At 66.6% G+C, this 25,495-nt stretch carries 23 protein-coding genes; 15 read left to right on the top strand and 8 right to left on the bottom strand.

Going from position 1 to position 25,495, the window contains the following annotated elements:
- The first annotated feature begins 44 nt into the window (after window positions 1-44).
- A complete protein-coding gene (locus tag ACYSM9_RS15340; RefSeq protein ID WP_461857816.1) occupies window positions 45-992 on the top strand; it encodes a polysaccharide deacetylase family protein in 948 nt (315 codons plus the stop codon).
- 252 nt (window positions 993-1,244) lie between these two features.
- Here ACYSM9_RS15340 and ACYSM9_RS15335 read toward each other — a convergent pair whose 3' ends face one another.
- From ACYSM9_RS15335 to ACYSM9_RS15325, 3 genes are all read right to left on the bottom strand, one after another.
- On the bottom strand, window positions 1,245-1,406 hold the full coding sequence (locus ACYSM9_RS15335; RefSeq protein ID WP_461857815.1) for a hypothetical protein: 162 nt from the start codon (window positions 1,404-1,406) through the stop codon (window positions 1,245-1,247).
- A gap of 119 nt (window positions 1,407-1,525) precedes the next feature.
- The gene (locus ACYSM9_RS15330) at window positions 1,526-3,679 is read right to left on the bottom strand and encodes an Ig-like domain-containing protein (RefSeq protein WP_461857814.1); all 2,154 of its coding nucleotides are present in this window, start codon (window positions 3,677-3,679) and stop codon (window positions 1,526-1,528) included.
- 139 nt (window positions 3,680-3,818) lie between these two features.
- On the bottom strand, window positions 3,819-4,655 hold the full coding sequence (locus tag ACYSM9_RS15325) for a helix-turn-helix transcriptional regulator (RefSeq protein WP_461857813.1): 837 nt from the start codon (window positions 4,653-4,655) through the stop codon (window positions 3,819-3,821).
- Window positions 4,656-4,739: 84 nt separating this feature from the next.
- On the opposite strand from ACYSM9_RS15325, the gene ilvD reads away from it, so the two are divergent.
- From ilvD to ACYSM9_RS15295, 6 genes are all read left to right on the top strand, one after another.
- Window positions 4,740-6,599: a dihydroxy-acid dehydratase gene (gene ilvD / locus ACYSM9_RS15320; RefSeq protein ID WP_461857812.1), complete on the top strand. Its 1,860-nt coding sequence runs from the start codon at window positions 4,740-4,742 to the stop codon at window positions 6,597-6,599.
- A 107-nt stretch (window positions 6,600-6,706) separates the two neighbouring features.
- Entirely contained in the window at window positions 6,707-7,513 is an 807-nt protein-coding gene (locus ACYSM9_RS15315) for an oxygenase MpaB family protein (protein WP_461857811.1), read from the top strand.
- On the top strand, window positions 7,506-8,402 hold the full coding sequence (locus tag ACYSM9_RS15310; protein ID WP_461857810.1) for a DUF817 domain-containing protein: 897 nt from the start codon (window positions 7,506-7,508) through the stop codon (window positions 8,400-8,402). The genes ACYSM9_RS15315 and ACYSM9_RS15310 overlap by 8 nt, the downstream gene beginning before the upstream one ends.
- A gap of 72 nt (window positions 8,403-8,474) precedes the next feature.
- On the top strand, window positions 8,475-9,740 hold the full coding sequence (locus ACYSM9_RS15305) for an MFS transporter (RefSeq protein ID WP_461857809.1): 1,266 nt from the start codon (window positions 8,475-8,477) through the stop codon (window positions 9,738-9,740).
- A 3-nt stretch (window positions 9,741-9,743) separates the two neighbouring features.
- The gene (locus ACYSM9_RS15300) at window positions 9,744-10,988 is read left to right on the top strand and encodes an MFS transporter (RefSeq protein ID WP_461857808.1); all 1,245 of its coding nucleotides are present in this window, start codon (window positions 9,744-9,746) and stop codon (window positions 10,986-10,988) included.
- Between the two features lie 27 nt (window positions 10,989-11,015).
- A complete protein-coding gene (locus tag ACYSM9_RS15295; RefSeq protein WP_461857807.1) occupies window positions 11,016-11,420 on the top strand; it encodes a (R)-mandelonitrile lyase in 405 nt (134 codons plus the stop codon).
- Window positions 11,421-11,497: 77 nt separating this feature from the next.
- On the opposite strand, the gene ACYSM9_RS15290 is transcribed toward ACYSM9_RS15295, so the two are convergent.
- Window positions 11,498-11,920: a universal stress protein gene (locus ACYSM9_RS15290; RefSeq protein WP_461857806.1), complete on the bottom strand. Its 423-nt coding sequence runs from the start codon at window positions 11,918-11,920 to the stop codon at window positions 11,498-11,500.
- A 110-nt stretch (window positions 11,921-12,030) separates the two neighbouring features.
- On the opposite strand from ACYSM9_RS15290, the gene ACYSM9_RS15285 reads away from it, so the two are divergent.
- Entirely contained in the window at window positions 12,031-12,759 is a 729-nt protein-coding gene (locus tag ACYSM9_RS15285) for a hypothetical protein (RefSeq protein WP_461857804.1), read from the top strand.
- A gap of 54 nt (window positions 12,760-12,813) precedes the next feature.
- On the opposite strand, the gene ACYSM9_RS15280 is transcribed toward ACYSM9_RS15285, so the two are convergent.
- The gene (locus ACYSM9_RS15280) at window positions 12,814-14,187 is read right to left on the bottom strand and encodes an LLM class flavin-dependent oxidoreductase (protein ID WP_461857803.1); all 1,374 of its coding nucleotides are present in this window, start codon (window positions 14,185-14,187) and stop codon (window positions 12,814-12,816) included.
- A gap of 269 nt (window positions 14,188-14,456) precedes the next feature.
- Window positions 14,457-15,461, bottom strand: coding sequence for an Lrp/AsnC family transcriptional regulator (locus ACYSM9_RS15275; RefSeq protein ID WP_461857802.1), 1,005 nt, complete (start codon window positions 15,459-15,461; stop codon window positions 14,457-14,459).
- Window positions 15,462-15,810: 349 nt separating this feature from the next.
- Between ACYSM9_RS15275 and ACYSM9_RS15270 the strand changes: the two genes are divergently transcribed.
- The 5 genes from ACYSM9_RS15270 (at window position 15,811) to ACYSM9_RS15250 (ending at window position 20,982) form a co-directional block, all read left to right on the top strand.
- Window positions 15,811-16,650 carry a polysaccharide deacetylase family protein gene (locus tag ACYSM9_RS15270; RefSeq protein ID WP_461857801.1) on the top strand — a complete coding sequence of 280 codons (840 nt, stop codon included), beginning with the start codon at window positions 15,811-15,813 and terminating at the stop codon, window positions 16,648-16,650.
- Entirely contained in the window at window positions 16,647-17,960 is a 1,314-nt protein-coding gene (locus ACYSM9_RS15265) for an MFS transporter (RefSeq protein WP_461857800.1), read from the top strand. Before ACYSM9_RS15270 ends, ACYSM9_RS15265 begins: the two co-directional genes overlap by 4 nt.
- Entirely contained in the window at window positions 17,957-18,754 is a 798-nt protein-coding gene (locus ACYSM9_RS15260) for an SDR family NAD(P)-dependent oxidoreductase (protein ID WP_461857799.1), read from the top strand. Before ACYSM9_RS15265 ends, ACYSM9_RS15260 begins: the two co-directional genes overlap by 4 nt.
- A 9-nt stretch (window positions 18,755-18,763) precedes the next feature.
- A complete protein-coding gene (locus ACYSM9_RS15255) occupies window positions 18,764-19,783 on the top strand; it encodes a ketopantoate reductase family protein (RefSeq protein ID WP_461857798.1) in 1,020 nt (339 codons plus the stop codon).
- A gap of 110 nt (window positions 19,784-19,893) precedes the next feature.
- Complete coding sequence (locus ACYSM9_RS15250) at window positions 19,894-20,982, top strand: M20 family metallopeptidase (RefSeq protein WP_461857797.1); 1,089 nt, start codon at window positions 19,894-19,896, stop codon at window positions 20,980-20,982.
- Window positions 20,983-21,003: 21 nt separating this feature from the next.
- Here the strand turns inward: ACYSM9_RS15250 and ACYSM9_RS15245 are convergent, their stop codons facing one another.
- Window positions 21,004-21,888: a helix-turn-helix transcriptional regulator gene (locus ACYSM9_RS15245; protein WP_461857796.1), complete on the bottom strand. Its 885-nt coding sequence runs from the start codon at window positions 21,886-21,888 to the stop codon at window positions 21,004-21,006.
- A gap of 134 nt (window positions 21,889-22,022) precedes the next feature.
- Between ACYSM9_RS15245 and ACYSM9_RS15240 the strand changes: the two genes are divergently transcribed.
- Together ACYSM9_RS15240 and ACYSM9_RS15235 are read left to right on the top strand one after the other, a co-directional pair.
- Complete coding sequence (locus ACYSM9_RS15240) at window positions 22,023-23,039, top strand: zinc-dependent alcohol dehydrogenase family protein (RefSeq protein ID WP_461857795.1); 1,017 nt, start codon at window positions 22,023-22,025, stop codon at window positions 23,037-23,039.
- A 144-nt stretch (window positions 23,040-23,183) separates the two neighbouring features.
- The gene (locus ACYSM9_RS15235; protein ID WP_461857794.1) at window positions 23,184-24,224 is read left to right on the top strand and encodes an NAD(P)-dependent alcohol dehydrogenase; all 1,041 of its coding nucleotides are present in this window, start codon (window positions 23,184-23,186) and stop codon (window positions 24,222-24,224) included.
- An 82-nt stretch (window positions 24,225-24,306) separates the two neighbouring features.
- Here the strand turns inward: ACYSM9_RS15235 and ACYSM9_RS15230 are convergent, their stop codons facing one another.
- Entirely contained in the window at window positions 24,307-25,344 is a 1,038-nt protein-coding gene (locus ACYSM9_RS15230) for a nitronate monooxygenase (protein ID WP_461857793.1), read from the bottom strand.
- Window positions 25,345-25,495: the final 151 nt, after the last annotated feature.

Raw genomic sequence — 25,495 nt, 5'->3', positions numbered from 1 at the left:
TGAACCAGGCGGGCGCGCGTTGCGCCCGCCGAAAGGATTTCCCCGTGAACCACCCGGCCTTTCCCGATGCCCTGCACCCGATCACCTGGCCCGACGGCGCCAAAGCGGCAGCATCCTTCACTTTCGACGTCGACGCCGAGTCCTGCACCATCGCCCACGATCCCGCCAGCACGCGGCGGATGTCGCTGATGACCCACCAGTCCTACGGACCCAAGATCGCCGTCCCGCGGCTGCTCAGGATCCTGGAACGCCAGGACATCCGGGCCACGTTCTTCATCCCCGGCTTCACCGCCGAGTCCTACCCGGACATCGTCCGACAGATCGTGGACGGCGGGCACGAGGTGGCGCACCACGGCTACCTGCACGAGCCGATGCAGGGCATCGACGCCGCCACCGACGCCAGCTACCTCGACCGCGGCCTGGAAGCCCTGGCCAAGGTGGCCGGCATCCGGCCTGTCGGATACCGCGCCCCGTGGTGGGAACTGAACTGGCACTCGCCGGCGCTGCTCGCCGACCGCGGCTTCCTCTACGATTCGAGCCTGCTCGACGGCGACGCCCCCTACCGCTTCGCCGTCGCCGCCCACGATCCCCGGGACATCGTGGAGATCCCCGTGGACTGGACGCTGGACGACTGGGAGCAGTACGCCTTCTATCCCGGCGTCACGGGCAGCGGCGTGATCGAGAGCCCGGCGAAGGTCCTGGAAATGTGGACCCTGGAAGCCGAGGCGCACCACTCACAGGGAAGCTGCTTCGTGCTGACCAACCACCCGTTCATCTCCGGCCGGCCATCCAAGGCCGTGGCGCTGGAGCAGCTGATCGAGCGGGTGAAGGGCATGGACGGAATGTGGGTGACCACCATGGAGCGGATCGCCGAACACACCAAGGCGACCGTCAGCGAAGTCCACACCCACGCCAGGATCGCTGTCCCAACCTTCCCGGGCGCCGGAGCAGCCTTTGAGCCGGCCCGCGTGCGCGAGGGGGCTGTGGCGTAGCAGCCCATCCGGTTACCCGCCTTCCTGCGCTTGTTTACAGGCGGAAGAAGGCGGGTAACCATGGGATAGGAGTTATTCCGGGGCGGGCTGATCCCGGCCGTCTGCGGCAGGAAGCCAGGACCGCGGGCCTGAAACGGCAGGTAACAACCTGGACCAGTGCGCTGGCCGTGTTGGGCGCATGGCTTCGCCGAAGTCATACCAGTGGTCCAGGTGGCCCGCCTGCCGGCGGCCTGCTTTCTTTAGGCCAGTGCCCTACGGCCAGTCGGCGCGGGTGAACCTGATGGGCGCCCGCACCAGCTGCAGGCAATCGGTGGTGGTCCAGTCTTTCCGCGGCATTTCCAGCGGTTGGGGTGCCGTTTCCTGTTGGGTCTCCAGGCCGGTGGCTTCCGGAGAACTGTCGGTTGAGCTGTTCATTGTGTGTCCCCTTTGGCGAGCTCGTCTGCTCACATTAGGAGCGTTGCCATGCCGTGGGAAGAGGGTTTGTCCAGCGACCGGATAAACTGCGCAAATCTTGAGGATTATCCTCTTCCCGCTCAGGCCAGGGTCAGGACAAGCCGTGGTGCCACGCTGGCGCCGGCCTCCTTCGAGTTCAGGGTCAGCCCGTCCGTGCTGGCGGTGTCGATGCCGAGTGAGAGCTGCTGGCCGAGCTCACCGCCAAGGCCGCTGACGGTCAGCGGCACGCTGTAGTTGGTGTTGATAGTTGTGGGTCCCAGGGTGCCGATGGCGGTGCCGAGTGCCGGTTTGTTGTTGTAGTTGATTCCACTCTCGGTCCAGCTGTCGTCAGCCACCAGCTTGATGTTCTGCTTGCCTCCGGAAGCATTTGCTGCGCTGCCCAATTGCAGGGTGGCACTCTGCAAGGTCCTGCCCGCGTACGGCGACAGGTCGAACTTCAGGTACGTGAACTGCACCGGGCTGTTGTCCACGGACAGCGTGGTGCTTGCGCCGTAGTTCGTGCCCGTCGCTCCGCTGGAGACGTAGCTGTCGGCGGTCACCGTGAGGGTGACGGTTTGCGTTCCGCCGCCCGCGGCAGCCGTGGTGAAGGACCACGTCCTGTCAGCTGCCAGCGCGTTCCCGGCAGCATCCTTCACGCCACCGGAGCCGCCCTTGACCGTCGCCGTGTACGTAGTGGCGGCAGCGAGATCTGCGCCGGGGTTCAGCGTCGCCACGTTGCCGGTGCTGCTGTAGCTCACGGCCGCGGGCACCGTCGTCGTCCCCGCCCGCAGCGTGAAGGTGGTTGAGCTGATGGTGGAGGCGTTCATGGCCTCCGAGAACGTTGCCGTCACGTTGGTGCCGACGGCCACGCCTGTTGCGCCGCCGGCCGGCGCCGTTCCCGTTACCGTCGGAGCGGTCGTATCACTCGTTCCCCCGCCCACCGTCGGGTCGTAGTAGTGCCAGTACCGGCTCGTGGCATTCACGTCCGCGAGGAGCAGCAGGCCGCTGTTGGCCGTCCCGCGAGCCACACTGTTGAGGTTCTGCTTGGTGGACGTCACGTTGTGGACGTACTGGTCGGCGTCGACAATCCTGGCGGTCTTCGCGCTGGTGAAGTTGATGTTGTCCAGCGGGGTGGACTTCTCGTAGATCGCCCCGCCCGAGCTGGTGCACACGCCGGCGTTCGTCGTGCCGCTGGGTTTCGGATAGGTGGCAAACGTCCGCAGCATCTGCGTGCTCTCGTCAACCAGGACGATCACGCGGTTGGGGCATTCCGAGACCGGGGCAATGGTGTGCGCGGACCACGTGGTCCCGCTCAGTGCCAGCAACTGGATCAGCGGCTGGGATGCCGAGGTGAAGGATGTCTTGACCGCTGCGAACACGCGGCCGCCCGATGAGTCCAGCCACTTCAGGTTCATGTGGTCGTCGCTGCTGTGCAGCCCCGATACCGCCGCCGCCGGAGTGCTCCAGGAAGTGTTCGAGGCGCCGTCGGTGTGGAAGCTCCAGTACATGCCGTCGGTGGCGTCGCCCACCTGGCGGCTCCACATCACGCCTATCTTGCCCGGGCCGAACGCGATCACCGCCGAGGTGTCGTCCACGGACACGCTCCCAAGCGACGAAGGAAGCTGGAACGGCGTGCCCCACGTCGAGCCGTCCGTGCCCGTGGCGTTCAGCCAGATCTTGTTCCCCTGCTGCCACGTAGCCCATACCCGGCCGGTCGAATCCTTGTCGATGGTCAGCACCTCAACCTTGTAATTGTTGATGGTTGACGAGCCCAGCGACGTGTACTTCTTCATCTCCGCGTCGTAGCTGTAACGCCGCAGCGTGGTGGGGAAATTGGCCTCAGCGGGCAGGCCGTCGTTGACGAAACGGTAGCTCGCCACGAACAGCGTCCCGCCGTCCCACAGCACGTCATGGTGCGTGTTGGCCCGCGTCTCGGTCGCCACCCCGGTATCCGCCCACGAACTCGTCGCAGCGTTGAACCGGAAGATATGGAAACTCAGGCTGGCGGTATCCCAGAGGTTTCCCCACCAGGACCCGTCGTTGAACCACAACGAACTGGTGGCCCGCTTGGTACCGGTCGGCGTACCGGTCCCCGAGTGGGACGGGCCCTGGACCCCCACATCGCCCGTTGCAGCTGACGCGGGACCCGGCACCACCAGGGCCGCCAGCGCGAGCAACAGGGCTGTCAGCAGGGAGGGGAGCCACTTCCTGCGGGCTCCGCGGACGTCCTTGTGGGGAAATGGATGGTCCTGCATTGTTGCTCCCGGAATTGCACAGTCGAACGCACACCCCCCAGGTTCGTTCAGTGTCAGCCGCCCCAGCAGCAAAAGCAATCCCCAATCTGCGGCGCTGCTCAAACCCCTAATTCGGCTAAACAAAACCCCTAATTTGCGGCTATCCCGCTGTAGCCAGCAGTGACTGCATCTGCGCCCCGGAGCCGCTTCCCAGGGCCGGCGTGTAGACCACAATGTGGAGGTCCGGCCGGTCCGACGGGGAGACCTGGTGGTGCTCCAGCTGCAGGACACCCACCGCGGGATGGTGGAACAGGCGCTCGCGGGATTCGAAGCCCAGGATGTCGTAGCGGTCCCAGCCGGCCCGGAATTCGGGACTCGTTTCCTTGAGACGTTCCACCTGGTATTGGATGTCCGGGTCGCCCAGGCGCTGTCCGGTTTCGGCGCGGAACTCGGCCAGGAACCGTTTGCTGGTGGTCTCCCAATCCGGCAGCAGGTCCCTGACGTAGGGGTCCGTGAAGACGAGCCACAGAAGATTGCGGTCCGCGGGGGCCACCGTGGCGATGTTCGGATACAGGGCCGCATAGGCCCTGTTCCAGCCCGCCACCCCCCAGTCCGGGAACAGCGCGAACGCCGGATTGGGGTCCAGCGCATCCATCAACCTCTGGATATGGGGCGGGGCGGCATCCGCGGCGGGGCCAGCCGGCGCCGCGGACGCATAGCCGCCCAGCGACAGGACGTAGGCCAGGCCCGTGCCCGAGAGGTGCAGTGCGCGGCTGACCGATTCCAGCACCTGCCGGGAGGGGCTGATGTCCCTGCCCTGCTCCAGCCAGGTGTACCAGGTGACGCTCACGCCGGACAGGAACGCGACCTCCTCCCGCCGCAGCCCGCGTTCACGTTTCCGCGCTATCGGGGGCAGCCCGTAATCGGCCCGTAGTGCCTGGTCCCTGCGCGCCCGGAGGAAAAGGCCGAGCTCTTTGCGCCGTTCGGAGTTCTTCACCGGAAAATACTATTACTCGGGTACTCCCACTACTAGTATCAGCACCGTCTTCCACCAACGGCGCAGAACCCGCAGGATGGGATCATGCCTGCACTCCGCTCTAAAACAGTCACCCACGGCCGCAACATGGCCGGCGCCCGCGCACTGCTGCGCGCCTCCGGCGTCGCCAACTCCGATATCGGCAAGCCGATCATCGCCGTGGCCAACAGCTTCACCGAATTCGTCCCGGGCCACACGCACCTGGCTCCCGTGGGCCGGATCGTCTCCGACGCGATCCTCGCTGCCGGCGCCGTGCCGCGCGAGTTCAACACCATTGCCGTGGACGACGGCATCGCCATGGGCCACTCCGGCATGCTCTACTCGCTGCCGTCCCGCGACCTGATCGCCGATTCCGTCGAATACATGGTCAACGCGCACTGCGCCGACGCCCTGGTGTGCATCTCCAACTGCGACAAGATCACCCCCGGCATGCTCATGGCGGCACTCCGCCTGAACATCCCCGTGGTCTTCGTCTCCGGCGGCCCCATGGAAGCCGGCCGGGTAACCCTGACCGACGGTTCCGTCCGCTCCCTGGACCTGGTCAACGCGATTGCCGACGCCGTGGACGAGTCCATATCCGACGCCGACATCAACCTCATCGAAGAGAACGCCTGCCCCACCTGCGGTTCCTGCTCCGGCATGTTCACCGCCAACTCCATGAACTGCCTCACCGAAGCCATCGGCCTGTCCCTGCCGGGCAACGGTTCCGTGCTGGCCACCCACACCGCGCGCAAGGCCCTGTACGAGAAAGCCGGCGCCACCGTCGTCGAGCTCGTCAAGCGCTATTACGACGGCGGCGACGACTCCGTGCTGCCCCGCTCCATCGCCACCGCGAAAGCGTTCGACAACGCCATGGCCCTGGACATCTCCATGGGCGGCTCCACCAACACCATCCTGCACCTGCTGGCTGCGGCCCAGGAGGCAGGCGTTGATTACGGGCTGGCAGAAATGGACGCCAAGTCCCGGCAAGTGCCCTGCCTGGCCAAGGTGGCCCCGAACGTGGCCAAGGACAAGACCTACTACATGGAGGACGTGCACCGCGCCGGCGGCATCCCCGCCCTGCTGGGCGAGCTGAACCGCGGCGGACTCCTGCACAAGGACGTCCACTCCGTGCATTCCGCAGACCTGGACGGCTGGCTGGATGACTGGGACATCCGCGGCGGCAAGGCCACCGGGGAAGCGAAGGCGCTGTGGCACGCGGCTCCCGGTGGCGTCCGTTCCTCCACCGCCTTCTCCCAGTCGAACGAGTGGACCTCCCTGGACACCGACGCTGAAGGTGGCTGCATCCGCTCCGTGGAGCACGCCTACTCCAAGGACGGCGGCCTGGCCGTGCTCCGCGGCAACGTGGCAGTCGACGGCGCCGTGGTGAAGACCGCCGGCGTGGACGAGTCCATCTGGAAGTTCCAGGGGCCGGCCGTGGTGTGCGAATCCCAGGACGAAGCCGTGGAAAAGATCCTGAACAAGCAGGTCAAGGAAGGCGACGTGGTGGTCATCCGCTACGAAGGCCCCCGCGGCGGTCCCGGCATGCAGGAAATGCTGTACCCGACGTCGTTCCTTAAGGGCCGCGGCCTGGGCAAGAAGTGCGCCCTCATCACGGACGGCCGCTTCTCCGGCGGAACGTCCGGCCTGTCGATCGGGCATATCTCCCCGGAGGCCGCCTCCGGCGGCGCCATCGCCCTGGTGGAGGACGGCGACATCATCAGCATCGACATCACCCAGCGCTCCCTGCAGTTGGAGGTCTCCGACGAGATCCTGGCCGAACGCCGCGAAAAGCTGGAAATCAACGGCGGTTACAAGCCCAAGGACCGGGACCGCCAGGTATCTGCGGCGCTGCGCGCCTACGCGGCCATGGCGCTGTCCGCGGACAAGGGAGCCGTCCGGGACGTGTCCCTGCTGGAGCGGTAACGCCGCATCCAGGCAGGCGCAGCGCAGCGGGTTGGCCGCGGCAACAGGCCAAAGGCCCCGTCCCGCCGTGCTGCGCCTGACGGTACCCTGTTCACATGGTTACGGGAATGGCCGATTACGGCGCGGAAGGCATCCTGCTCGCCGGTGCGGGGCGGGCCATCCTGCTCCAGCTGGCCAATCCGGCCATCGGCCGCGGCGTGGCCGAGCACAGCACCTTCACCCGGCGCCCCGTCAACCGGCTCAAGGGCACCCTGACGTATGTGTACGCGGTGGTGTACGGCACCGATGAGCAGCTCAAAGAGGTCCGCCGGAGGGTGAACCGCGCCCACGTGCCCGTGCGCCGGACCGCCAACGAATCGTCCGCGGGTTACAACGCCTTCGATCCGGAGCTGCAGCTCTGGGTGGTCGCCACGCTTTACGACACGGCGCTCACCATCATCGAGAAGATCTACGGCCCGCTCGACGACGACTCAGCCGACGCCATGTACCGGGACTATGCGCGGATCGGCACCGCGCTGCAGCTTCCGGAGGGCATGTGGCCCAAGGACCGGGCGGCGTTCGGCCGGTACTGGGACGACCAGGTCTCCGGGCTGCAGGCGGAGGACGCGGGCGTGCGGGTGGGCAGGGGCCTGCTGTTCCCGAAGCACACGGCCCTGTGGTACCGCGCCATCATGCCGTCCGCACGGTTCCTCACCGCGGGACTCCTCCCGCACCACGTGCGCGTGGACTTCGGGCTTCCCTGGAGCGACCTCCATGCGCGGCGGTTCGACCGGACCATGCGGATCCTGTCGGTGGCCTACCCGAGGCTGCCGCGGGGCATCAGGCACTGGTTCAAGGACTACTGCCTGGGCGAGCTCGACAAGGACCTCCGCAGCACCCCGCACGCCGTCGAGCACCAGGCGAGCCGTGCGTAGTTCCACCACCGTTGAGCGGCGGATCGACGAGCGGGCCCGCCGCTTCCTTGCTGCCGCCCCCGCGGGAGGCGCCCGGGCCAGGGTTACCGAGTTCGTCGTGTTTGGGCTGAAGCAGGGCTGGGCGTGCATCTTCGGCGCCGCCCTCCTCACGGTCCTCATGGCAGCCAGGCTGTGGTATCCGGACAGCACCGGGCTGGCGCGCAACGACTTCCTGACCATCGCCGCCGTCGTGATCCAGGTGCTGATGGTGGCGTTCAAGCTCGAAACCCTGAAGGAACTGCGGGTCATCATCCTGTTCCACCTGGTGGGGACGGTCATGGAGTTGTTCAAGACCGACGCCGGCTCCTGGTCCTACGAGGCCGAAGGGTTCCTGCGCGTCGGCGCCGTGCCGCTGTTCAGCGGGTTCATGTATGCCGCGGTTGGCTCGTACATGGTGCGTGTCTACCGGCTCTTCGACCTCAAATTCGCCGCCTATCCCCGGCGCTGGATCACGGCCATCCTCGCCGCCGCCATCTACGTGAACTTCTTCACCCACCACTTCATCTGGGACGCGCGCTGGGTGCTGCTCGCCGCCGTCCTGGTCAGCTACGGCCGCTGCGTGATGCACTTCCGTGTGTTCCGCCGCCAGTTCCGCATGCCCCTGGTGGTCTCGTTCCTGCTGGTGGCGTTGTTCATCTGGATCGCCGAGAACATTGCCACGTGGTCCGGCGCCTGGCTCTACCCCAGCCAGGTGGGCGGCTGGCACCCGGTTGGCCTGGAAAAGCTCGTGGCCTGGTTCCTGCTGATGATCATCTCCGTGGTGCTCGTGGCCTGGGTCTACAAGCCGCAGCCGCCGGACAGCATAGACGGACGACGGCGGGAAGTTCCGGCGCCGGCGGCGCTGCGGTAAAAGGGGGGTCTGGCAAAACCCGTTTCAACAGGGCCCTCGCTACAGTTCCCGGGCTTCGGTTTGATGGAGGGCATGGCTTCCGACCTCACCGTAACCAGCACCAGCGAGAGACCCACCGCCAGCGGGCAACACCCTGCCCACTGGGGAGGCGTCTTTGCGATGTCGCTGTGCGTCTTCGCGCTGATCGCCTCCGAATTCATGCCTGTCAGCCTGCTCACGCCGATGGCAGCAGACCTCCAGGTCTCCGAGGGGATGGTGGGCCAGGGCATCGCGATCTCCGGGTTGTTCGCCGTCCTGACCAGCCTCTCCGTGTCCACCGTGGCCGGCACCATGAACCGCAAGACCCTTCTGCTGGGCCTGACCACGGTCATGGCGGTCTCGGGCGCCGTGGTTGCCCTGGCGCCGGGGTATCCGCTCTTCATGGTGGGCCGCGCCCTCATCGGCGTGGTGATTGGGGGCTTCTGGTCCATGTCCGCGGCCACCGCCATGCGGCTGGTGCCGGCCCACCAGGTGCCGCGCGCGCTGGCGATCTTCAATGGCGGCAACGCCCTCGCCACCGTCCTGGCTGCGCCGCTGGGCAGCTACCTGGGCTCCGTCATCGGCTGGCGGGGAGCGTTCTTCTGCCTGGTGCCCGTGGCCGTGCTCGCGCTGGTGTGGCAGTGGATCAGCCTTCCCGCCATGAAGGTTGAACGGGGCAGCGCGGTTGAACGGGGCAGCGCGGTTGATCGGGGCGCCGTGGCCCGTGGCAGTGTCTTCGGGATCTTCGCCGGGTTCCGGAACCGGACCGTCGCGTGGGGCATGGCCGCGTGTGGTTCCTTCTTCATGGGACAGTTCGTCCTGTTCACCTATGTCCGTCCTTTCCTGGAAACGGTGACCCGGGTTGATGTGGCCACCGTTTCGCTGGTGCTCCTGGTCATCGGTGTTGCCGGTTTTGCGGGCACCGTCCTCATCGGCCGCTTCCTCAAGAAGGGCCTTTACCGGACGCTGCTCGCCATCCCCACCCTCATGGCCGTTATCGCGGCGGTGCTCGTTCCCACCGGAGGGTCGATTGCCGCCGTCGTGGTTCTGCTGGGGTTGTGGGGCCTGATGTCCACTGCCGCGCCCGTTGGCTGGTGGAGCTGGATCGCTGAGGCCATGCCGCACGACGCGGAGGCCGGCGGCGGCCTGATGGTCGCCGTGGTGCAGACATCGATCGCCATCGGATCGATGCTGGGCGGCGTGCTGTTCGATTCCGCCGGCTACGGGGGCACCTTCCTGGCGGGGGCGGGGATCCTGGCGGCCTCGGCTGCCCTGGCATTCGTGACCTCCCGGGCCGCTGGCCCCTCCCACAATGGATAAAGGATGAGCTCCCACACCATGGTCCAAAAGCAACGCATGGTCCGCAGGCCCGGTCCTGATTCATCGAGTACTGGCCGGAAGAGCCTCCTGGGCATTTCGGTCACCGCCGCGGCCTTCATCGCCGTGTTCGCGGCCGGCTCCGCATCAATTCCCCTCTTCGCCACCTACCGAAGCCAGGACGGCGTGACTGACAGTGAACTCTCGCTGGTTGCCGTCGGGTACTTCGTCTGCGCGGTATGTTCGCTGTTAGTGCTGGGCCGGCTGTCCGATCACCTGGGCCGAAAGCCTGTCTCCGCCGCGGCGCTGGTCACCGCCGCCCTGGGCTGTGCCGTGCTGATGGGCGTGAACGGGTTCTGGCCGCTTTTCGCCGGCCGCGCCCTGCAGGGGATCGCCGCCGGCCTGGCGTCGAGTGCCTTGGCCGCGTTCGTGGTTGACTGCGCGCCGGACCGTCCCGGATGGATTGTCCCGGCCATAACCACGGCGGGCGCCACAGTGGGTCTGTCCCTGGGCGTGTTCACCTCGGGGGCGCTGGTCCAGTACGGTCCGTTCCCGCGGCAGCTGCCCTATGCGGTACCGGGAGGCCTGCTCATCGCCTGCGCGCTGGCCTTGGCCGCGGTCCCCGAGACGGTGCGCCGCAGGCGGGGAGCATTCGCCTCGCTGCGTCCGCGGGTGAAAATACCGGAGAAGGCCCGCGCCTACCTGCCGGCGGCCGCCTTCGTCTTTATTTCGACGTGGGCTGTCGGCGGCTTCTTCAACGCGTTCGGCCCGTCGGTGGCAGCTGATTACCTGGGTTCCGCCGCGCCACTGGTCGCGGCGGCAGTCTTTGCGTCCTACATGGTGCCCAGCGTTATCGGCGGCCCGCTGTCCGGACGGATGCCCATCGTCAGAGCGCAGCGGCTGGGTATGAGTGTCTTCGCCATCGCGGTCGCGGGGCTGGCCATCGCCACCGGCATCGGCTCGGCTGCGCTGTTCATCGGCTGCGGAATCCTGGGCGGCGCGGGCATGGGCCTGGCGACGAACGGCAGCATGGCGTCGCTGCTGACCCGGGCGAACGCTCTGGACCGGGCAGGCCTGCTCTCCCTCGTCTATGCCATCTCCTACACGGGCTCAGCGCTCCCGGCCCTGCTGGTCGGGCAGTTGAGCCGTGTCATCTCACTGCTTGCCATCACCTGCGGTTATGCGGGGCTGGCATTCCTGGCGTGGGGTGCCACGATTCTCGGCACCCGGCGCAGCCACACGACCATCTAAAAGATTTACCAGTAACAGGAGGAGAACATGAAGTACACCAAGAGCGGCGGCCGGACCGGAACCGGGCCGAAGGAGTGGTTTACGGGAGCGGTGCAGATCGACGGCATCCGCACCCCCGATGAGCAGTCGGCCATCGGCTGCGCCCACGTCCGCTTTGCGCCCGGTGCCCGCACGGCCTGGCACCACCATCCGAAGGGCCAGACCCTGTACGTGACCGACGGCGTCGGGCTGGTCGCCCGACGCGGCGGCGAAATCCAGGAGATCCGTCCCGGCGACGTGGTGTATATCGAGCCCGGGGAGGAACATTGGCATGGCGCCACCCCGGAGCGCTTCATGGCGCACGTTGCCATGCAGGAAGCCGACGGGAACGGGCAGGTGGTCACCTGGCTCGACCACGTCACCGACGCGGAGTACGGGGCCTGGCCTGCCTAAGGCCCGCCCCTTAAAAGGCGGGCGGACGACGGCGGGAGGTCCCGCCGTCGTCCGCGCACCTTGTGACTGAGGCCGGGTCAGTCCTCGTAGGTGTTCGCGATGTAGACATCGCACGGGGCGTTGTGCGCCACGCTGTTGGCCACACTGCCCAGGAGGCGGCCGATGCCGCGCATCCTGCGGTTGCCCACCACGATTACCCGGGCGTCCAGGCGGATGGCTTCCTTGATCAGGGAGTCAGCCGGTTTGCCGCGGGCGGCGAAGTGGGTGATCTGCACGCCCGGCCGGGACCCGGCAAGGGACCTGGCCACCATCTCCGAGCTGTCGGCGTTGGAAATCCTGACCTTGTCCGATCCCACGCCGTAGGTCTCGGCGTTCTCGGCTTCGAAGGCGGTCACCACGTGGAGGGATGCCCCCAGCGACTCCGCCAGGCCCAGGGCCACTTCAGCTGCCTTCCGCGCCGACGGGCTGGCATCCACGCCCACTACGACTACTCCGCTCAACTTGCGCTCCTTTGTCTCGTCCCGGCATAAAACGTCCATTGCCAGTCTAGGGAAGTTCGGGCAGCCGTATACTCGACAACGCCAGTCCAAATGCGTGTCGAGGGGGAAACATGGGCCGGGAAACCGCTGTGCCTGCCGGGCACCTCACCGGGCTGCCCCCGGTGTACGTGGAGGTGCCGGACAAGTCCGGCCTGCTTGGTTCCGGCTCCAGCAGGCTCCTGAACACCGGCCTCACGGAGGCCGAGGCGCTTGCTGCTGCGGAGCCCGCGCCCGGGCTGTATGCCACGAAGGCGGAGAAGCGCCGGAGCAACATTCTGGGAGTGACATGGATCCTGGCCTGCATGACGGTAGGGGTGCTGATCAAGGTTTACGGGGATGCCGCGAACGGCGGCTATCCCGGCGACGCCGGGTGGACGCTCCCGGTCCTTGCAGTCCTGATTCCGTTCGCGGTTGTCTTCAGCTTCTACCCGGTATGGAGGAACCGGCAGCACCGAAAGCGGCACAAGGCCTGGCTCGCCCGCTTCATCGAACGCTGGCCGCTCCGGGAGCGGCTGGTGGATGTCGATGCCATCCCCGACGTCTGGCAGCGGGGCAGCACGCGGACCATGGCGGACACTCTGGCCGCGGACCGGGAAACCATGATGGGACAAGGAAACGCCGGGGAGGACGCCGCACGAGTGCTGGTGGAGGCGTTGGCTGCCGTGGAAACCTGGGCGCGTGCGCCCTGGTCGGATCCCGCCTTGTGCCGGGCCGCGCAGCAGGCTGTTGACCGCTTCAGCGCGCCGGCGGAACGGCGGCGGACGGACGCGCCGCCCGCCCCGCCGTCGAACCTTCCCTGACCCGCCGCCGGCGGCGCTGATCAGAACGCCGGGCTAATCAGAACGCCGGGCTGATCAGAACGCCGCGCCGAGAGAGGCCAACCCGGGGGCAGCCGAGCCCGCGTACTGGTTCTCCGGGCGTGCCAGGCCGTAATGCTCCCGCAGCGTCCGGCCTGTGTACTCGGTGCGGAACAGCCCGCGTTCCTGCAGGATGGGGACAACCTGGTCCACGAATGCCTCCAGCCCGGAGGGGAGCACCGGCGGCATGATGTTGAAGCCGTCCGCCGCGCCGCCGTCGAACCATTCCTGGATGGCGTCCGCAACCTGCACCGGCGTACCGGTGAAGGTGCGGTGGCCGCGGCCGCCGCCCAGCCGGCCGATCAGTTGGCGCACCGTGAGCCGCTCCCGCCGTGCGAGTTGGACGATCAGCGTGTAGCGGCTCTTGGCGCCCTCGATCTCGTCCTCGCTGGGCAGGTCCTCCGGCAGCCCGCGGTCCAGGGGCAGGTCCGCGGGCTCCACGCGGAGGGTCTTGGCCAGCTGGATCCGGGCGTACTCGGGCTTGATCAGCCGGTCCAGTTCACGCTCCAGTTCCAGTGCCTCCGCCTCGGTGGCGCCGATCACCGGCACGATACCGGGCAGGATCTTGATGGCTTCGGGGTCCCGGCCGGCTGCCGCTGTCCGGGCCTTGAGGTCGCGGTAGAACTCCTGCGCGTCGGCGAGGGTCTGGTGCGCCGTGAACACGGCGTCGGCGTACCTGGCGGCGAGGTCCTTGCCGTCCTCGGACGATCCGGCCTGCACGATCAGCGGGTGTCCCTGCGGTGAGCGGGGCACATTGAGCGGACCACGGACCTTGAAGTGCCTGCCCTCGTGGTCGATGGTCCGGATCCTGTCGGCATGGCCCCACACGCCCTCCTCCTTGTCCGCCGGCACGGCGTCGTCCTGCCAGCTGTCCCACAGCTTTTGCGCCACCTCGATGAACTCGGCGGCCCGCTCGTACCGGACGGCGTGCGCGGGTTGGTCGTCCACGCCGAAGTTCCGGGCCGCATCCGGGCCGGCGGTGGTCACCACGTTCCAGCCTGCGCGGCCGCCGCTGGCCCAGTCCACGGAGGCGAAGCGGCGCGCCAGGTTGAACGGTTCGTTGTAGGTGGTGGATGCCGTGGCGATCAGCCCGATCCGTTCGGTGGCGCCGGCGATGGCGGTCAGCAGCACGGTGGGTTCGAGCTTGCCCGCCGGGCGGCGGCCCACCTCGCCGAACAAAACCGGGGAGTCCGCGAAGAAGATGGAGTCCAGCTTGCCGCGTTCAGCCGTGCGGGCCAGCTTCTTGTAATGCTCAACGTCGGTGCTGGCCCGCGGATCGCTTTCCGGCAGCCGCCAGGAGGCTTCGTGGTGTCCCGTGCTCATGAGGAACGCATTGAGGTGGAGGTGGCGCTGGGGTATCTGTGGTGTCATGTCGGGTCTCCTTGGAAGGTTGATTGCCGGCGCCGGGAAGGCCGGGAGCGGCCCCGCTTCCGGGTACGACGACGGCACCCGGGGTGGGTGCCCGGTGGGGGACTGGAACACCTAAACACGGTCCTGAAGGCGTTGGCCAGCACCACGCAATGGAGGCTCAACGCAGCGAAACGGCGCTACTTATGGCGCCATCCGGGGGACAAACCGGGAAACGCTGCGCCACGGGGCGCAACCCTGGTTAACGTGACTGGTGGCAAGCGCCGGGCGGGTCAGCGCCGCAGCAGCCCTTCAACCTGGTCGCCGATGTAGACGCCGTCGCGGTCCATCCAATAGCGCCGTTTAACGTTCAGTGCCACGCTCGTGTCCATGGTCTGAATGCCGGGAAGTGCCCCGATATCCTCGGTGATGAAATCAGCCAGGCTGCGTGGATCGCGGAAGACTCCATGGAAGACCACGGGTGCCTGCCCTGTCACCATCGAGATCATGCGCGCCGATTCGTGGCCGCTGAGCCGATCCAGCACATCAGCGATCGATTTCGGTTTGACCTGCAACGAAACTACGGCCGCGAGGGGAAATCCGACTGCGCTCGGCTCCACTTCCACCCGCGGTGAGATGGCCCCGGTGTTGAGGAGCATTTGGATGGCGCGGTAGGCCGAGGAACTGCTGACATTTAGGGTGCGGGCCACCTCAGCTGCAGACGCACGTGCATTGCGTCCCAGCTCGCACATAGTGCGGAATTCCAGATCTGACAGGTCGTCCATGGATTCCAGCGCAGGCTGGTTGACGGGAACCACGTGGGCTTCCAGCGCTTCCGTCTGCTGAGGCGTCAGCCGTTGAAACCGCCAGTTCTGGCCTACCCGCCGGGAATCCAGCACCAGTCGGGTCTCAATGGACCTGATGCCCGGAAGGGAAGCGATCTGGTTGCTGATCAGGTCATTGACATCTGAACCCAGCAAGGGAAACAGGTCAGCATAGATGTCACCCGTCCCGGACGTTGTCATGACGAATTGGATCTCGGCGAATGCCTTAAGCTTCTCCGCCACCTCAGCCGCGCGTCCTGGCTCACAGCAAATCCAGAGCTGTTGCGGGTTGCCGGAAAGAACAAGTGGCCAGGCAAACCTGCCGATCACCTTCATAAGCCGCTCTTTCTGGAGCCTGTTCAGCCTGCGGGTGATGGTGCTGGTGGGCACGCCGAGGATTTCGCCCAATGCATTTGCCGGGACACGGGGTGCGACTTGGAGGGCAGCGATGATGTCCAGGTCGGTGTCATCCAAAAGTGAGATGGTGTGCCTCCGCCGTTGTGGGTGGACCCGTTGTACTAGGTCAAGACTACCGGCAAAGCCGGCGATTGAACATCGAAAAAACCATTATCTGATCCTTTTTTGAATGATTTTCCCATAGCCCCTTGTCGAATGACATGATTTCCCCTACCTTGGAATATGAGAGCTGGATCACTCTCAAACTCCCCATAAAAGGTCGAATCGGCCGCGCTGTCCGGGATGGCTGGACCGTGGGCACCCAGGAACGAACAAGGAGCGCATTGTGAACAACGTCCCGTCGTGGCAGTGGCCTGAACAGGAATGGCGAGCGCACGTTAACAGAGTCCGGGCCGGGCACTCCCTTATGCATTCGGACCCGGCGCTGCGCTGGAAAGGGGGCGCCGCCGTCGCTGTTCTGCTGTCCTTCGACTCGGACCACGAAACTCCATCGCTCCGGGACGGGGAAACCTCGCCGGGGCGCATGGCGCAGGGCGAGTACGGTGCACGGGTGGGGGTGCCCCGGATCCTGGAACTGCTCCGCCGCTACGAAGCTCCGGCGTCGTTCTATATCCCCGCGGTATGTGCGTTGCTCCGCCCTGACGAAGTTCCCACCTACATCGAGCAGGGACACGAAGTCGCGGTGCACGGCTGGATCCATGAGCGGAACACCCTGCTCAGCCATGAGCAGGAACTGGATCTGCTCGGCCGTGCCACAGACGTACTCCACCGCCAGGCAGGAACCCGCCCGGTCGGTATCCGGACGCCGTCCTGGGACTTCTCGGAGTCAACCCTCGACGTCATCCGCGAGCTGGGATTCCTCTACGACTCCTCGCTCATGGCCGACGACGAGCCTTACGAATTGCTCGCTGACGGGTTGCCCACCGGAATAGTTGAAATCCCGGTGGAATGGATCCGGGACGACGCGCCCTACCTGATGATGGATCGCTTCACCGGCCTCCGACCCTATATGCCGCCCCGCCAGCTTCTCCAGATCTGGAAGGACGAATTCGACGCAGCGTATGTCGAAGGCAGTGTCTTCCAACTCACCATGCACCCGCACATCATCGGGCACCGCTCCCGCGTGATGATCCTGGCGGAACTCATGGAATACATCCGATCCCACGATGACGTGTGGATCACGACCCACGCAGAACTGGCAACCCACGTTGCCTCCCGACTCTCAACGAGGACGTCTGTCTCATGACACAACAGCTGAACGTGGCCGAAATCCACGAAACCAAGCTCTCTGCACGCGGACGCAAAGCCATCATTGCCGGCGGCATCGGCAACGCCGTCGAATGGGTGGACTGGGCTGTCTACACCACCTTTTCATCCGTCTTTGCCCATCACTTCTTCCCCAAGGGCGATCCCATCGCCGCACTCCTGGCGACGCTGGCGATCTTCGCCGTGGGCTTTGTCATGCGGCCTGTCGGTGCAGCTGTCATGGGCGCCTATGCGGACCGCCACGGACGCAAGAAAGGTCTGGTACTGACCATCGGGCTGATGGCGGGAGCCACTGCCGTGATCGGCCTCGCACCAACATACGAAACCGTGGGACTCCTTTCGCCGATCATCCTCGTCGTGGCGCGCATGGTCCAGGGATTCTCGGCCGGAGGCGAGTTCGGTTCCTCCTCGGCCTTCCTGGTTGAATCCGCAGCACCGCGCCGCCGCGCCTTCGCCGGATCCTGGCAGCAAGTCTCCGTCGGAGCCGGTGTGCTGCTCGCGTCAGGCATGGGCACCATCATCACCAGCACCATGTCCAAGGACTCCCTGGACGGCTGGGGCTGGCGGGCCGCCTTCCTGGCGGCTTCCCTGCTGGGCCTGGTTGGCCTCTGGCTGCGCAGTTCGGTCGAGGAAACGGACTCATTCGTGAAGTCCCAGGCCCGCTCGGCAGCCTCTCATGAAGCCCGCCGGAACACCGTATTCACCATGTTCGTGAAGCATCCCAAGGAAACCCTGAGGGTCTTCGGCATCACGATCGCCGGAACGCTGCTCTACTACATGTGGGTCTCCTACATGCCCACCTACGCCGCCGTCGCCACAGGAATTCCCCTGAGCCAGGCACTGCTGGCTAACTTCATCGCCGTCGGCCTGTTCCTCGTCCTCCTGCCATTCGCCGGCATTCTTTCGGACAAGATCGGGCGCAAACCGACCCTTACTGCCTTTGCAGGCGGCTTTCTCCTCTTCTCATGGCCCGCTTTCTCGCTGCTCAATGGCGACTTCTGGATGCTGCTGCTCATTGAAGTAATCGGGATCATTCTGCTCCTTGGATACTCGGCCAACTGTGCGGTCATCATGGCTGAGCAGTTCCCTGCTGAAGTCCGTGCTACCGGCATCGGCCTGCCGTACGCGCTGGCCGTTGCGGTCTTCGGAGGAACCGCGCCATACATCACTACTTGGATGAATACGAGCGGCTATGGCGGGCTTGTCTGGCTCTACTGTGCGGTGGCAGCAGCCATCGGCGTAATCGTCTACCTGACCATGCCTGAAACCAAAGGCAAGGCCCTCGATTGAGCTGGCATGCCGTCATAACGGGAGCGGCCAGCGGAATCGGCCGGCAAGTAGCAAAGCGGTTCGCGGGGTTGGGCTACCGGGTGACCGTCGTGGATCTCAATGCCACGTCACTGGCCGCAACCGCGGAGACGTGCAAGGAAGCGGGCGCTGACGACGTCCAGGCGCTGGTAGTGGACCTGACGAGCCACTCCGGTCCTGAGGAGATGCTCGCCAAGTCCTGGGCGGCCGCTCCTGTGGACGTCCTGGTCAACTCGGCCGGGATTTATCCTGCCACCCCCTTCCTGTCCTTGGATGCGGCTACCTGGGATGCCGTGCAGAACCTCAATACCAGGGCCCCCTTGCTGGCAACGGTGGCCCTCGCCCAGCGGGCAACCAAGGCCGGACGGAAGGCCAGCGTGGTCAACATCTCCTCCGGAGCAGCCCTGCGCGCCCGTCCGGGGGCGGCTCCTTACTCCACTTCCAAAGCGGCACTTGAGATGGTGACGCGTGCCTCGGCCCTGGAGTTGGGGGAGTACGGCATCCGGGTGAACGCTGTCGCCCCCGGCTTCGTGACCGTGAACAGCAGCGCCAACCCGGTCACAGAGGAATACGCGGCCGCCGTTTCCGGCAACCCGTTAGGACGGCGCGGAGAACCGGACGACATCGCCCGCGCCGTCGTATGGCTCGCCGGACCCGAGGCCGAATGGATCACGGGCGAAACCCTGCGCGTGGACGGCGGTTCGTCCGCCGGCGCCATGAACCTTCCACTGCACTGGACCACGAACACGGCGGCCCAGCATGCGGCAACTATTTGAGAGGAAACCATGACGGACAGCGCATACACCGTAGTGGGCGCGGGAGCTATAGGCGGCACCCTGGCCGCGCACCTGCACGCACAGGGCGTCCCGGTCCAGGTGGTCGACGCCGATGCCAACCATGTCGCAGCCATCCGCAGGAACGGACTGCAGATCAAGACACCTTCCGGAGTTTTGGTGGCGGACGTCCCGGCCTACGGCCTCGACGATGCCCCCGAGCACCTGGACAGGGTTCTCTTGGCAGTAAAGGCCCAGGCGACAGACAGTGCAGCGGCATGGATAGCCCCCAGGCTAAGCAGTGGCGGATACGTGGCATCAATGCAAAACGGGCTCAACGAGGCCGCCATTGCAGCGCACGTCGGCGCCCACCGAACAGTGATTGCCTTCGTTGATCTATTTGCCGACGTGCTCGAACCCGGCGTCATCAATGACGGTGGCAGCGGCGCGATGGCGCTGGGCGAATACTCCGGGGGGACCAGCGACCGGGTGCGGCAGCTTGCCACGGACCTTCGGGATTGGGGCACTCCCACGGTTACCGGCAACGTGGCGGGGTTCCTGTGGGCCAAGCTCGGCTTCGGTGCCATGCTGACGGCAACAGCCCTGGCGGATGCGGACATGAGTGAGCTGATCGACAGGCACCGGCCCGCGATGAATGGACTGGCTGCGGAGGTCTTCGACGTAGCAGCAGCCGAGGGCATCAGCCTTGAGGGGTTCGACGCGTTCGAGCCCGCCAGCTATGTCCGCGGCGCCGATCCCCGGAAGAATTCCGAGGCCACCGACGACCTCATCAAGTGGCTGTCCACCCAGACCAAGACCCGGTCGGGCATCTGGCGGGACATCGCCGTCCGGAAACGTCCCACCGAGGTCCCCACCCAGTACGAGCCAGTCATCGCAGTGGCTGCGAAGCACGGACTGAACCTGCCCCTGGTCGAGGAACTGGTATCTGCCATCCGGCGACTTGAAACCGGCTCCATTTCCATGGATGAAGGACATCTGTTCGCCCTTGACCGTAAGGCTTCCGCACGATGAATTATCTTCAGGAATTGCCGCCATGGATCGCAGGGAAACGGGCGGAATTGGTTGAGGACCTGACAGCATATGTTTCCCGCGAGACCCCCTCGGATGATAAGCAGCTACTCATGGAGGGTCTTGCATGGGTGGAAGGCTGGCTTCAGGAGCGCGTCGGGCCACCGGCTGGGCGCCGGCTGGTCACTGGGGGCACCTGGGGCGACACACTGGTGCTGGACTACCCGTCGGACACCGGCGCTGACCGCTGGGTGACGTGCCTCTGCCACTATGACACGGTCTGGTCCGCGGGGACCCTTGGGGAGTGGCCTGTGGCAGTCGAGGGGGACAGGTTCTCCGGGCCAGGCGCCTTTGATATGAAGGGCGGCCTTGTGCAACTCGTATGGGCGCTGCGCGCCGCCAGGGAACTCGGACTGCCTCGGCCCAACGTGAGGCTGGTCCTGAACGGAGACGAGGAGGTGGGAAGCCCGGCGTCGCGGCGGATCATCGAAGCGGAAGTGGTCCGGGGAGATGCTGTTCTTGTCTTCGAAGCCAGTGCCGGCGGCGCGCTTAAGACCGCGCGGAAGGGCGTAGGCATCTTCCAGGTCAACGTCACGGGAAAGGAAGCCCACGCCGGGCTGGATCCGGAAGTGGGCACCAGCGCGATCGATGAAATAGCGCGGGTGATCCTGCAGCTCCATGCAGAATCCGACCTCGACAAGGGAACCACCGTAAACGTTGGTCTTGTCCAGGGTGGGACACGGACGAACGTCAAGGCGGGCTCTGCCACCGCGGACCTCGACGTCCGTGTCTCCTCCGAGACCGAGGTCCAGCGCATCAACTCGGTCCTCAAGGCCTTGTCCCCCCGCAGCCCGGAAGCCGCGCTGAAGGTCAGCGGCGGCTGGAACCGGCCTGTCATGGCTCGTTCCTGGCAGACCGCACGGCTCTTCGCTGAGGCCGAGCAAGTGGCCGGAGTGCTCGGATTCCCGCTGTCGGAAACGTCCGTGGGGGGTGCCAGCGACGGTAACTTCGCTGCTGCGCTGGGTTTGCCTGTCCTCGATGGGCTGGGCGCAGTGGGGGACGGCGCGCACGCCCGGCATGAATGGATCAGCATTGATGGCATGCTCGAGCGGACCTGCTTGGCCGCCGGCCTCCTCGCAGTCCTCGCAGAGCCCACCGGACGGCTCGGAAAACATGGCGAACCCGACGCTGTGGTTGTATGAGCCGGCCCCTGGAAGCCGGACCTACTTTGCGACGGCCATTTCCACGATGTTCTCGGTGACCGCCCAGGAGGCGAGGAGCTTGAGCGCTTCCTCGGAGGGGCTGCCGGGAGTGGCCGGGTAGACCGTCAGGGTGTGCCCCGGGTCCTCCTCCAGGCCCAGCACCTGGTAGTTCAGTTCGAGCAGCCCCACCACCGGGTGTTGGAAGAACTTGGTGCCGGCGTAGTGGCGCCGGACGTTGTGTGCGGCCCACAGCGTGCGGAACTCGTCGCTGCGCATGGACAGCTCGCCCACGAGTTCGGCGATGCCCCTGTCATGCGGGTTCCGTCCGGCTTCGCGGCGCAGGATGGCCACGTTCGTGTTCGCGGCCCGGTCCCAGTCCGTGTAGAAGTTGTGGGCTCGGGGGTCCAGGAAGATGAATCTGGAGTGGTTGGCCGGCCGCGACGGGGTGCGGTACATGTCTGAGTACAGGGCGTAGCCCAGTGTGTTGGCGGCCACGATGTCCAGCCGGTTGTTGCCGATGAAGGCCGGTGCCCCGGTGATGGTGTCCAGGAGGTACTGCAGCTCGGGCCGTACCCCCGCAGGGGCGGACCCGGCTGCGCCGGCGGCACGCTTGCGGCCCGACATGTTGGCCGCCCGGGCCAGGTCGTACAGGTGGTCGTGCTCGGCGCGGTCCAGCTCGAGTGCCCCGGCGATGGCGTCCAGCACGCTGTCCGAGACGCCGCTGAGGTTTCCCCGTTCCAGGCGCGTGTAGTAGTCCACGCTGACGCCGGCCAGCCGGGCCACTTCCTCACGGCGAAGCCCGGGCACCCGGCGGCGGCCGCCGTACGGTTCGATGCCCGCCTGCTCGGGGCTGATGCGCCCGCGGCGGGAGGACAGGAACTGTCGTACCTCGGCTCGGTTATCCATAGGAAACACGTTACGACGGATCGCCGGGCCCAAAGGAGGTTCTGCCAGAACCCGTTACGGCAGGACCCTCGCTAAGGCTGGCGGATACCGGTTTGATGAACATGTCCGCTTTCTGCCACACGTTTGGAGGACCCATGCGCGCCACCATGATGTATGCCCCAGGAGACGTCCGCGTCGAAGACCGTGACAGGCCTGCCATCCAGGAGCCCACGGACGCGGTGATCAAGGTGTCCGCCGCCTGCGTGTGCGGGTCCGACCTCTGGCCCTACAGGGGCGCGGACACCCTGCACGGGCCCAGGGCGATGGGTCACGAATACGTCGGCGTCGTCGACGAGGTGGGCGCCGGGGTGAAGAACGTGCAGGTGGGCCAGTTTGTCGTCGGGTCCTTCTTCGCCTCGGACAACACCTGCGAGATCTGCCGTTCCGGCTACCAGAGCGGCTGCGTCCACCGCCAGGGCGTCGGGGGAGCGCAGGCCGAGTACCTGCGCGTCCCGCTCGCCGACGGCACCCTCGTGGCTGTCCCGGGAACGCCCGACGCCGGCAAGGTTCCGTCGTTGCTGGCCGCCTCCGACGTCCTGGGCACAGGATGGTTCGCCGCCAAGGCGGCGGAGGTGGGGCCCGGCAAGACCGTGGCGGTAGTGGGCGACGGCGCCGTCGGACTTTTGGGGGTCCTGGCGGCCCGGCAGATGGGCGCCGAACGGATCATCGCCATGTCCCGGCACGCCGACCGGCAGTCGCTGGCCCGCGAGTTCGGTGCCACCGACATCGTCGAGGAGCGCGGGGACGAGGGCGTACAAAAGATCAAGGAACTTACCGGCGGCCTCGGCGCGCATTCCGTCGTCGAAGCGGTGGGCACGCAGGAATCCATGATGCAGGCCATCCACGCCACCCGGGCGGGCGGGCATGTGGGGTTCGTTGGCGTATCCCACGACGTGGCGCTGCCGGGCCGCGACCTGTTCTACTCGCATGTCCACCTCCACGGCGGCCCCGCACCGGTCCGCGAGTACCTGCCGGAGCTCATCGGCCTGATCATGGGCGGCAGGATCAACCCGGGCCTGGTGTTTGACCTCGAACTCCCGCTCGACCAGGCAGCCGAGGGGTACAAGGCCATGGACGAACGGCGCGCCATCAAGGTGCTCCTGCGCCCTTGAACCTGGCCGCACCCCCGGCTCGCTGAGGGTAGGACTCCCAAGACCAGTTACAGCAGGGCCTCGCTGGATCAGCCCGTTTTCGGGTTTGATGGCGTTCGGCCCGGGTAGCATTTCAATATCCCCCAAACAAACCACAGGAGAACCATGACCACCGTCAAGGCTTACGCATCCCCGTCCGCCACCGAGGACCTGGTTGCAACCACCATCGAACGCCGCGCCGTCGGCCCCCGCGACATCCTGATCGAGATCAAGTTCGCCGGTATCTGCCACTCCGACATCCACACAGTCCGCGGCGACTGGGGCCCGCAGCAGTACCCGCTGGTGCCCGGCCACGAGATCGCCGGCATCGTCACCGGGTTAGGCGCCGAGGTTACCCGTCACAAGGTGGGCGACCGCGTCGGCGTCGGCTGCATGGTGAACTCCTGCAAGGAGTGCGCCAACTGCCTGAAGGGCGACGAGCAGTACTGCCTGAAGGGCATGGTGGGCACCTACGGCGCCGTGGACCGCGACGGCACCATCACCCAGGGCGGCTACTCCACCCACGTCGTGGTGACCGAGGACTTCGTCGTGACCATTCCCGAAGGCCTCGACCTCGACGCCGCCGCACCGCTGCTGTGCGCCGGCATCACCACCTACTCGCCGCTGCGGCACTGGGGTGCAGGCCCCGGCAAGAAGGTCGCCGTCGTCGGCCTCGGCGGCCTGGGCCACATGGCCGTCAAGCTCGCCCACGCCATGGGCGCCGAGGTGACCGTCCTGTCGCAGTCGCTGAAGAAGCAGGAAGACGGCCTCCGCCTGGGTGCCGACCACTACTACGCCACCAGCGACGAGAACACCTTCGCCGAACTCGCCGGCCACTTCGACCTGATCATCAACACTGTCAGCGCCTCGATCGACATCAGCGCCTACCTGCAGCTGCTGGCCCTCGAAGGCTCCCTGGTCAACGTCGGCGCGCCCGCCGAACCGCTGCCGGTCAACGCGTTCGCCCTGATCGGCGGGCGCCGGTCCTTCGCGGGCTCCATGATCGGTGGCATCGCCGAGACCCAGGAGATGCTCGACTTCTGCGCCGAGCACGGCATTGGCGCGGAGATCGAGGTCATCCCGGCCGGCAAGATCAACGAGGCCTATGAGCGCGTGCTGGCGTCCGACGTCCGGTACCGCTTCGTGATCGACACCGCCACGCTCTAACGAACCCGGCACCCGCGGCGGGCTGCTCCGAAAGGGGCGGCCCGCCGTCGGGCTTTAACAACGGACGACGGCGGGACAGGCCTTACGGCCGTAGGCTGGCCAAAATGGACGCGGCGGAGCCCTCCACAGTGCTTCGGTAGCCGACGCCGGCCCACAGGTTCAGCCAGTCCGGATCCCCCGCCGCTGCCGCCGCGGCCCGCAGGGGAGTGGTGAGGTGGTGGATCTCGGGGTAGCCGTAGGGGGCATCGCCGTCGTGCCGGCGCATGAATTCGTTCTGCAGGCCGCGCGCGTTGCGGCCGGAGAAGGAACGGGTTACTGCGGTGGTGGTGAAGCGGTCCGGGGAGGCCAGCGCCGCCCGGTGCGCCGCCTTGGTTCCGGCCTCATCGGCACGAAGGAACGCCGTTCCCGCCTGGACGGCCACCGCGCCGACGTCCAGGGCGGCCCGGGTATCAGCCCCGGTGGTGATGCCGCCGGCCGCAATCAGGGGCACTTCCAGGTCCGGGAGTTCCGCCAGGATCCCGTGCAGGCCCACCTCCGGGGCGGGGCCGGCGGCATTGAACGTTCCCCGGTGGCCGCCCGCTTCCGGGCCCTGGACACACAAGGCGTCGGCACCCGACTCCAGCGCCTGCAGGGCCTCCCCGCGGTCGGTAACGGTGGCGACCACGTACATTCCTCGTTCCTTCAGCGCAGCGACGACGGCTGGTTCCGGAATGTCGAAGGTGAAGGAAACCACCGCCGGGGCAAGCTCCAGCAGGACCTGGATCTTCTGGTCCCAGTCATCGTCATCGTGCCGCGGCTCGCCGAGGCTGACGCCGAAACGCTGCGCATCCGGGGCCAGTGAACGGGCATACTGCTGGAGTGCTTCCGCGCCGATGACGGAGGGCTGGGGCACGAACAGGTTAACGCCGAAGGGCGCAGCGGTCAGGGCCCGGACGGCCTGGATCTCGGCCTTCATGGCAGCCGCGCCCTTATACCCGGCGGCCAGGAACCCCAGGCCGCCGGTGGCACTGACTGCCGCGGCGAGGGCCGGCGTGGACGGGCCGCCGGCCATGGGGGCCTGGATGACGGGCAGGGCCAGGGACCCGGGACTGAACCGGCCGGCTTTCCGCTGGATACTCATGGGTCCCTTCCTGGCCGGCTGCGCGTACCTGACGAATGCTACGCCGTTCTGCGCCGGAAGGTCCGGGCAGGCAAAGGGGAGCGGGGGGGGGGGGGGGGGGGGGGGGGGGGGGGGGGGGCGGAGGAGGGGGGGGGGGAGGAGGGGGGGGGGG

The organism is Arthrobacter sp. C152, assembly GCF_054890965.1.
This window is presented reverse-complemented; position numbering and strand designations above follow the sequence as displayed.

Bases quoted from the DNA above. Each gene is read 5' to 3' on its own strand.
- ACYSM9_RS15300 (WP_461857808.1), top strand. From the start codon at position 9,744: ATGAGCTCCCACACCATGGTCCAAAAGCAACGCATGGTCCGCAGGCCC.
- ilvD (WP_461857812.1), top strand. From the start codon at position 4,740: ATGCCTGCACTCCGCTCTAAAACAGTCACCCACGGCCGCAACATGGCC.
- ACYSM9_RS15285 (WP_461857804.1), top strand. From the start codon at position 12,031: ATGGGCCGGGAAACCGCTGTGCCTGCCGGGCACCTCACCGGGCTGCCC.
- ACYSM9_RS15305 (WP_461857809.1), top strand. From the start codon at position 8,475: ATGGCTTCCGACCTCACCGTAACCAGCACCAGCGAGAGACCCACCGCC.
- ACYSM9_RS15235 (WP_461857794.1), top strand. From the start codon at position 23,184: ATGACCACCGTCAAGGCTTACGCATCCCCGTCCGCCACCGAGGACCTG.
- ACYSM9_RS15255 (WP_461857798.1), top strand. From the start codon at position 18,764: ATGACGGACAGCGCATACACCGTAGTGGGCGCGGGAGCTATAGGCGGC.
- ACYSM9_RS15245 (WP_461857796.1), bottom strand. From the start codon at position 21,888: ATGGATAACCGAGCCGAGGTACGACAGTTCCTGTCCTCCCGCCGCGGG.
- ACYSM9_RS15265 (WP_461857800.1), top strand. From the start codon at position 16,647: ATGACACAACAGCTGAACGTGGCCGAAATCCACGAAACCAAGCTCTCT.
- ACYSM9_RS15280 (WP_461857803.1), bottom strand. From the start codon at position 14,187: ATGACACCACAGATACCCCAGCGCCACCTCCACCTCAATGCGTTCCTC.
- ACYSM9_RS15330 (WP_461857814.1), bottom strand. From the start codon at position 3,679: ATGCAGGACCATCCATTTCCCCACAAGGACGTCCGCGGAGCCCGCAGG.
- ACYSM9_RS15230 (WP_461857793.1), bottom strand. From the start codon at position 25,344: ATGAGTATCCAGCGGAAAGCCGGCCGGTTCAGTCCCGGGTCCCTGGCC.
- ACYSM9_RS15240 (WP_461857795.1), top strand. From the start codon at position 22,023: ATGCGCGCCACCATGATGTATGCCCCAGGAGACGTCCGCGTCGAAGAC.
- ACYSM9_RS15270 (WP_461857801.1), top strand. From the start codon at position 15,811: ATGCATTCGGACCCGGCGCTGCGCTGGAAAGGGGGCGCCGCCGTCGCT.
- ACYSM9_RS15250 (WP_461857797.1), top strand. From the start codon at position 19,894: ATGGAGGGTCTTGCATGGGTGGAAGGCTGGCTTCAGGAGCGCGTCGGG.
- ACYSM9_RS15295 (WP_461857807.1), top strand. From the start codon at position 11,016: ATGAAGTACACCAAGAGCGGCGGCCGGACCGGAACCGGGCCGAAGGAG.
- ACYSM9_RS15315 (WP_461857811.1), top strand. From the start codon at position 6,707: ATGGCCGATTACGGCGCGGAAGGCATCCTGCTCGCCGGTGCGGGGCGG.
- ACYSM9_RS15335 (WP_461857815.1), bottom strand. From the start codon at position 1,406: ATGAACAGCTCAACCGACAGTTCTCCGGAAGCCACCGGCCTGGAGACC.